The sequence below is a fragment of the Streptomyces sp. NPDC004561 genome (assembly GCF_053602155.1).
The window spans coordinates 1-7,475 of record NZ_JBSGDB010000434.1; the positions used below are offsets into that span (position 1 = coordinate 1).

The following is a 7,475-nucleotide window of genomic DNA, read 5'->3' on the forward strand; positions in this document are numbered from 1 at the left end:
GGCGTCGGCGCTGTGGGAGACGTGGGCGAGCACATGCCCACGCGTCCACGCCGGCTGCCGCGACGGCGCCCGCAGTCCGGCGTCGGACAGACCGGCCGCGGCCGCGCCGAGCCGGTCCGCCGACCGGACGACGTCCTCGATCAGATCACCGAGTCCCGCGCCGGCCGTCGCGGACCCGAAGGGATGCTGCACCTGAACTCCTGCCACTCGCGGTGCCCTGCCCCCGAAGCGCCCGGACCGGCTCACCGGAACTCGTGCACGACCTCGATCCGGCCGGCGATATGGGCGTTGAACTCGGTCAACTCATCGGCCGGTACCCACAGTTCGAGGATGCTCTCGCCACCGGCCCGACGGACCGGACAACGGCCGAGGAACTCCGTGTCCACCTCGAAGCGCGTCACGAAACCGGCGCCGTCGTACCTGACGTTCCAGTCGCGGGCCCGATCCGGATCGCGTAGTCCTCGTCGAGCACCGGATAGAAGATCGGCTGCTCCGGCAGTCCGGGCGGCCACGCCCGCCACTCCAGCTCGCGGACCAGATCCAGCTCCTCGGGACCGGTGGGGCGCCAGAGCGTCGTGGTGGCGCGCGTCCTGGTCATGCGGCCGCTCTTCCGGTCGTGGCCCGCCCTCGGACCGGGCGGGACGGGATGCCGGACGTTACCGGTCCGGCGACCACCGGGGCCAGGGGATATCGACGCCCGGGGAAGGGCGGCAAGCACCGATGTCGACCGCTCGCGGGTATCCGCGTGACCCCGGGCGGGTTCCACAGTTGATCAGGGCATGAAGAAGCGCAGCATCCTCGCCCTGGCCACGCTCGCCACCGGATTCGTCGTGGCCGCCGTCACCCCGTCCCACGCCGCGGACAAGGGAGCCCTCGACGACCTCAACGTCTCCGGCACCCTCCACTCGGCCGGCGACCTCGTCGGCCAGGACAGTCTGGCCCCCGCCGACCACGGCGACCTCGGGGAGCGGTAGCCCGGCGCTCCGCCGCGTGCGTGCCGGCGCCCCGCAGCCCTGGGGCCCCGGCACCCGCGCGGCGGCGCCCTCACCGGGGCGGGGTTTCCGTGGCAGGGTGGAGCGGGCAAGCCACAGGGGGCCAAACAGAAGAGGGGGAGTCCGTGACCGTCGTCTGGATCAACGGCGCGTTCGGTGCGGGGAAGACCACGACCGCACGGGAGCTGATCGAGCTGATCCCGAACAGCACGCTCTTCGACCCCGAGGTCGTCGGCGGGACGCTCACGCACCTGCTGCCGCCCAAGCGCCTCGCCGAGGTCGGCGACTTCCAGGACCTGCCGATCTGGCGCCGGCTCGTGGTCGACACGGCGGCCGCGATGCTCGCCGAGCTGGGCGGGACCCTGGTGGTGCCGATGACCCTGCTGCGCGAGGAGTACCGCGACGAGATCTTCGGCGGCCTCGCCGCCCGCCGGATCACGGTACGCCACCTGCTGCTCGCCCCGGCGGAAACGATCCTGCGCGAACGGATAGCCGGGCGGGAGGTCCCGCCGGACCTGGCCGACGGAGAGATGCGGGTCCGGCAGTGGTCGCACGACCACATCGAGCCCTACCGCGCCGCCCTCGCCTCCTGGCTCACCGCCGACGCCCACCTCGTCGACACCAGCGCGCTGACCCCGTACGAGACCGCCGTACGGATCGCGGAGGCCGTCGGCAGCGGTGCCGTCGCCCCCTGCGACATCGTGCAGACCCCCGAGCCCACCGCCGAGACCCTCGCCGCGGGGGTGCTCCTGTTCGACGAGCAGGACCGGGTGCTGCTCGTGGACCCGACCTACAAACCCGGCTGGGAGTTCCCCGGGGGAGTGGTGGAGCGGGGTGAGGCACCGGCCCGCGCGGGGATGCGCGAGGTCGCCGAGGAGACCGGCATACGGCTGCGGGAGGTGCCCCGGCTGCTCGTCGTGGACTGGGAACGGCCCGCGCCGCCCGGCTTCGGCGGACTCCGGCTGCTGTTCGACGGCGGCCGTCTGGACTCCGGTGAGGCGGCCCGGGTGCTGCTGCCGGGACCGGAGCTGCGGGCCTGGCGCTTCGCCACCGAGCAGGAGGCCGCCGGGATGCTTCCGGCGGTCCGCTACGAACGCCTGCGCTGGGCCCTGCGCGCCCGTGAGCGCGGTACCGCCCTCTACCTGGAGGCCGGCGTGCCGGTCGGCTGACCTCCCCGGTCAGGACCCGGCCGCCACCGCGCGGAGCACGGCCGAAGCGCCCCGCAGGACCGGGTCGCCGTGGCCGAAGCAGGCCACCTCGGCGTCGAGACCGGCCAGCCTGCCGAGCGAGGCGAGCAGCCGCGGCCGGTCGAGGTTGAACACGCCCGGCATCACCGCGCCGTCGGCCGGCGAGGCCGCCACCGTGTCCCCGGTGAACAGCACGCCCGCAGCGGGCAGCCACAGCGCGATGCTGCCGTCCGTGTGCCCGGGCACGTGCAGCACCTGCGCGCCGCCGCCGAAGCCGAGCACATCGCCGTCCGCCACGCCCGTGACCGACGGCGGCGGCAGCGGACGGCCCGCGGGCAGGTGCTCGGCCGCCGCCGCGTGGATGGGCAGCTCCCACTCCTCGAACCGAGGGAGGGGGCCCGGGAGTTCATCGCGCACGAACGGCGCGTCGAGCTGGTGGGCGAGCACCTCGGCGCCGCTCAGCGCGGCGAACTCGCCCGCCCCGCCCGCGTGGTCCTCGTGGAAGTGGGTCAGCACGATCCGCCGCACGTCCCCCGGAGCGCGCCCCAGCGCCCCGATCGCGTCCGCGATCGCCCGGCCGGCGCCGATCAGACCCGCGTCGATCAGCGTCAACTCGTCGTCGTCGCCCCAGAGATAGGCCTGGCCGACCGGGAAGCGCAGCAGGTGCAGGCGCGGGAGCAGCTCGATCACGTCCATGCGCCGACCGTAGGCGGAGCCCCCGCCCGCGGACGAGGGCCTTCTGCCGCGGGCAGACGGAACGGGCCCGGCGGCCGCGATCACCTCCGCCCCGTGGCGGACTCAGCCCGCCGCGTAGTTGCGCAGGAACAGCGCCTCGGCGACCGACAGCCGCTCCAGCTCCTCGGGCGAGACGCTCTCGTTGAGCGCGTGGATCTGCGCCTCCGGCTCGCTCAGGCCGATCAGCAGGATCTCCGCCTCCGGGTACAGGCCCGCGAGGGTGTTGCACAGCGGGATCGAGCCGCCCTGGCCGGCGTACTGCATCGTCTCGCCCGGGTAGGCCACCGTCATCGCGTCGGCCATTGCCTGGTAGGCGGGGCTGGAGGTGTCGGCGCGGAACGGTTGGCCCTGACCGACCTGCTCGACGCCGACCCGGGCGCCCCACGGAGTGTGCTCCTCGATGTGCGCCTGCAGCAGCTTGGTCGCCGCCGTCGCGTCCACGCCCGGCGGCACGCGCAGGCTGATCAGGGCGCGGGCGCCGGCCTGCACCGAGGGGGTGGCGCCGACGACCGGCGGGCAGTCGATGCCGAGGACGGTGACCGCCGGGCGGGCCCAGATGCGGTCGGCGACCGAGCCGTCACCGGTCAGCCCGACGCCGTCGAGCACCTTGGCGTCCGTGCGGAACTGCTCCTCGGTGTACTCCAGCCCGTCCCACGCCGCCGTCGCGTCGAGTCCGTCGATCGTCGTGGAGCCGTCCTCGGCGCGCAGCGAGTCCAGGACGCGGATCAGCGCGGCCAGCGCGTCCGGGGCGGCACCGCCGAACTGGCCGGAGTGCAGGTTGCCCCCGAGGGTGTCGATCCGCACCCGGACGAGGGTCATGCCGCGCAGGGTCGTGGTCACCGTCGGCAGGCCCACGCGGAAGTTGCCCGTGTCGCCGATCACGATCGTGTCGGCGGCCAGCAGCTCGGGGTGCGCCTCGGCGTACCGCTCCAGGCCGCCGGTGCCCTGCTCCTCCGAGCCCTCCACGATGACCTTCACGTGCACCGGGACGCCGCCGTTCGCCTTCAGCGCGCGCAGCGCGAGCAGGTGCATGATCACACCGCCCTTGCAGTCGGCGCTCCCGCGGCCGTACCAGCGGCCGTCGCGCTCGGTCAGCTCGAACGGCGGGGTGGTCCAGCCGGCCTCGTCCAGCGGCGGCTGGACATCGTAGTGCGCATAGAGCAGAACCGTTTTAGCGCCCTCCGGGCCCGGCAGGTAGCCGTAGACCGACTGCGTGCCGTCGGGGGTGTCGAGCAGGGCGACGTCGACGAAGCCCTCGGCGCGCAGCGCGTCGGCGATCCAGGTGGCGGCACCCTCGCTCTCGCTCTTCGGGAACTGCTCGAAGTCCGCCACCGACTTGAAGGCGACCAGCTCGGTCAGCTCCGCCTTGGCCCGGGGCAGTAGCGATGCGACGGTCTCGGCGACCGGATTCGACGACATGGGCACGCTCCTCGTAGGTGCGACGTTGAACTGCTGAGTGGACCGATCCTCCCACAGCGGCCTGCGACGACGGCCGCCGTAGGATGCGGGATACAACGGGTTACCTCCTGCTTGCGCGACGTCGCGGGCCTGGGGGAGCGGCAGCGGCTTGATCGGAGCAGTAGACCATCGTGAGCGGCGAGAACTCTTCGGCGGACGACGTGCAGCGGGTGTGGGACGTCGTCGTGGTGGGCGCGGGACCGGCGGGGGCCTCGGCCGCCTACGCGGCGGCGGTCGCGGGGCGCCGCGTGCTGTTGCTGGAGAAGGCCGAGCTGCCCCGCTACAAGACCTGCGGAGGCGGCATCATCGGCCCGTCGCGGGACGCGTTGCCGCCGGGCTTCGAGCTGCCCTTCCGGGACCGGGTGCACGCGGTCACCTTCTCGAACAACGGGCGCTTCACCCGCACCCGCCGCTCCAAGCAGATGCTGTTCGGGCTCATCAACCGGCCCGAGTTCGACCAGCAGCTGGTCGAGCACGCGCAGAAGGCGGGCGCCGAGCTGCGTACGGGCGTCACGGTGCTGCGGGTCGAGCAGCACGGCTCGGCGGTGCCGGACCGGCGCACGGTCGCCGTCGTCCTGCAGGGCGGCGAGGCGGTGCTGGCCCGCGCGGTCGTCGGCGCGGACGGCAGCGCCAGCCGGATAGGGGCCCACGTCGGCGTGAAGCTGGACCAGGTGGACCTCGGCCTGGAGGCGGAGATCCCGGTCCCGGAGCCGGTGGCCGAGGACTGGAAGGGGCGGGTCCTCATCGACTGGGGCCCGCTGCCCGGCAGTTACGGCTGGGTCTTCCCGAAGGGCGACACGCTCACGGTCGGCGTGATCTCCGCGCGCGGGGAAGGCGCGGCCACGAAGCGTTACCTGGAGGACTTCGTCGCCCGGCTGGGCCTGTCCGGCTTCGAGCCGGCCGTCTCCTCCGGGCACCTGACCCGCTGCCGCGCCGACGACTCGCCGCTCTCCCGCGGCCGGGTCCTGGTCTGCGGCGACGCGGCCGGGCTGCTCGAACCGTGGACCCGCGAGGGCATCTCCTTCGCCCTGCGCTCGGGCCGGCTGGCCGGGGAGTGGGCGGTCCGCATCGCCGAGGCGCACGACGCCGTCGACACCCGGCGCCAGGCCCTGAACTACGCGTTCGCGATCAAGGCGGGGCTCGGCGTCGAGATGAGCGTCGGCAAGCGCATGCTCGCGGCGTTCGAGAAGCGGCCCGGTCTCTTCCACGCCGCCCTCACCGGCATCCGCCCGGCATGGCGGGCGTTCAGGGACATCACCCAGGGCTCGACCTCCCTGGGCGAACTCGTCCGCTCCCACCCCCTCGCGCAACGCGCCCTGACCGCGATGGACCGGACACCGGCTGGCGAGGGGGCGGGGTCGTGAGTTTCTTTGGTCCTGGCCTGAGGTCGTGACGCTGCCGGTCCCGGATCGGATTCGGACGAGGTGAGTGGGGGGTCGGTCGGCGGGTGACCCGCCTCGGCGCCTGCCCGGCCCGAGCGTGTGCCGGCTTCCCGGGCCGGCGGATCCCCAGGGGCCGGGTCAGCTCGTGACCGTGATGTGGAAGACCGGGTGGTCCGGGGCGATGCGGCGCAGGTCCTCGTCCGGGGAGTCGGGGCCGACCCCGTTGAAGAAGACGCCGACCTCGGCCTTCCAGCGCTTGAGGTAGGCCCGCAGCAGCGGGACCTTGTCGTCGTCGGCGACCTCGGTGGCGGTGAAGACGTCCACGTTCTTGCCGAGCCGCAGCTCGCCACCCCCGGCCGCGCGCATGTTGTGCGTCCACTGGACGTGGCCGCGCGGGGCGAGGAGGTACTGCTGCCCGTCCACGGTCAGCAGGTTCACCGGAGTCGTACGCCACTGCCCGCTCTTGCGGCCCCGCACCGCGAGGACGCGGGAGCCCCAGATGCTGACACCGCGCCCGGTGAGCCAGCCCACGGCCTTGTTGAAGACGTTGACGGTGAACCAGCCGGGCTTCTTGACGTGCGTCGACATGGTGATCCCCACAGTTTGGGAGAGCGGTGCTCTCGCTTGACTCCAGTGTGGGGTAGACGGGTGCTCCAGAGCAAGAGCAGCGCTCTCTTTTGTGTGCACCGCTCTCCCACGTGGCAGACTGCTGGCATGAGCACCCCACAGGGCGCCCGTGCACGGGCCAGGATCGAAGTCACCGCGGCCATCAAGGAAGAGGCCCGCAGACAGCTGGCGGAAGACGGTGCGGCGAAGCTCTCGCTGCGCGCCGTCGCGCGCGAGCTGGGCATGGTCTCCTCGGCCCTGTACCGCTACTTCCCCAGCCGCGACGAGTTGCTGACCGCCCTGATCATCGACGCCTACGACTCCCTCGGCGACACGGCGGAGCGGGCGCGCGACGCGGCCGCCGGCGCCGCTCCCGTGGCCCGCTGGACGGCGGTGTGCGTGGCGGTGCGCGGCTGGGCGCTCGCCCATCCGCACGAGTACGCGCTGATCTACGGCTCGCCCGTGCCCGGCTACGCCGCCCCCCAGACCACCGTCCCGGCCGCCGCCCGGGTCGGTCTGGTGTTCATCGGCATCGTCCGGGACGTCCACGAGGGCCCCGGCCTCGCCGGCCTGTCCCTGCCCGACGGGCTGCGGCGCGACGCCGAACGCATGGCGGCGGACTTCGCGGGCGGACTGCCGCCGGAGGCGACCGCGGCGCTGGTGGCGGCCTGGGCCCAGCTGTTCGGGCTGGTGAGCTTCGAGCTGTTCGGCCAGTTCAACAAGGTTGTCGAGGAACGGGAGGCCTTCTTCCGGCACGCGGTCGCGGGGCTGGCGCACGGCGTGGGGCTGCGGTAGGCGCCAGGGACCGTCCGGGGCGCGGGCGGTCGGGTCGTACTTCCCCGGGAGTACGTGTGATCACCTCGCCCGGCTGACGCCCGCGCGGCCCGGCGGCGTCTAGCGTGGCCTGCATGGACGAGCAGCGTGCCCCGGGGCACTGGTGGCGATACGGGCCGCCGTGGGGCGGCGCCCCGGACGAGGCGGAGCCGCGGCGGGCCCCGTGGCCCTGGCGCTCCACGGTGCTGCTCGGTCTTGCGCCCGAGCAGTTCGACCTTGCCGGAGGTGCGGATCGTACGGCTACCGTCGCGCGGGGCGATGGGCCGCGCTTCCGCGTCCTT

At 73.6% G+C, this 7,475-nt stretch carries 8 protein-coding genes and 2 pseudogenes; 5 read left to right on the top strand and 5 right to left on the bottom strand.

The window, feature by feature from the left end:
• Nucleotides 1–192, bottom strand: a 192-nt coding sequence (locus tag ACWEN3_RS36795) for a maleylpyruvate isomerase N-terminal domain-containing protein (protein WP_452980154.1), incomplete at its 3' end; no start/stop codon positions are given.
• Between the two features lie 50 nt (nt 193–242).
• Nucleotides 243–598, bottom strand: a pseudogene (locus ACWEN3_RS36800) (hypothetical protein).
• Nucleotides 599–779: 181 nt separating this feature from the next.
• On the opposite strand from ACWEN3_RS36800, the gene ACWEN3_RS36805 reads away from it, so the two are divergent.
• Nucleotides 780–974, top strand: coding sequence for a hypothetical protein (locus tag ACWEN3_RS36805; RefSeq protein WP_452980157.1), 195 nt, complete (start codon nt 780–782; stop codon nt 972–974).
• A gap of 143 nt (nt 975–1,117) precedes the next feature.
• Entirely contained in the window at nt 1,118–2,161 is a 1,044-nt protein-coding gene (locus ACWEN3_RS36810; RefSeq protein ID WP_452980160.1) for an NUDIX hydrolase, read from the top strand.
• Between the two features lie 9 nt (nt 2,162–2,170).
• Here ACWEN3_RS36810 and ACWEN3_RS36815 read toward each other — a convergent pair whose 3' ends face one another.
• Nucleotides 2,171–2,875: an MBL fold metallo-hydrolase gene (locus ACWEN3_RS36815; protein WP_452980163.1), complete on the bottom strand. Its 705-nt coding sequence runs from the start codon at nt 2,873–2,875 to the stop codon at nt 2,171–2,173.
• Nucleotides 2,876–2,977: 102 nt separating this feature from the next.
• Complete coding sequence (locus tag ACWEN3_RS36820) at nt 2,978–4,333, bottom strand: M20/M25/M40 family metallo-hydrolase (RefSeq protein ID WP_452980165.1); 1,356 nt, start codon at nt 4,331–4,333, stop codon at nt 2,978–2,980.
• A 170-nt stretch (nt 4,334–4,503) separates the two neighbouring features.
• On the opposite strand from ACWEN3_RS36820, the gene ACWEN3_RS36825 reads away from it, so the two are divergent.
• A complete protein-coding gene (locus ACWEN3_RS36825) occupies nt 4,504–5,736 on the top strand; it encodes a geranylgeranyl reductase family protein (protein ID WP_452980168.1) in 1,233 nt (410 codons plus the stop codon).
• A 156-nt stretch (nt 5,737–5,892) separates the two neighbouring features.
• On the opposite strand, the gene ACWEN3_RS36830 is transcribed toward ACWEN3_RS36825, so the two are convergent.
• Complete coding sequence (locus ACWEN3_RS36830) at nt 5,893–6,342, bottom strand: nitroreductase family deazaflavin-dependent oxidoreductase (protein ID WP_452980171.1); 450 nt, start codon at nt 6,340–6,342, stop codon at nt 5,893–5,895.
• A 126-nt stretch (nt 6,343–6,468) separates the two neighbouring features.
• Between ACWEN3_RS36830 and ACWEN3_RS36835 the strand changes: the two genes are divergently transcribed.
• Together ACWEN3_RS36835 and ACWEN3_RS36840 are read left to right on the top strand one after the other, a co-directional pair.
• The gene (locus ACWEN3_RS36835; RefSeq protein WP_452980174.1) at nt 6,469–7,155 is read left to right on the top strand and encodes a TetR/AcrR family transcriptional regulator; all 687 of its coding nucleotides are present in this window, start codon (nt 6,469–6,471) and stop codon (nt 7,153–7,155) included.
• 113 nt (nt 7,156–7,268) lie between these two features.
• Nucleotides 7,269–7,475 (top strand): annotated as a pseudogene (locus tag ACWEN3_RS36840) (hypothetical protein); the annotation flags it as partial.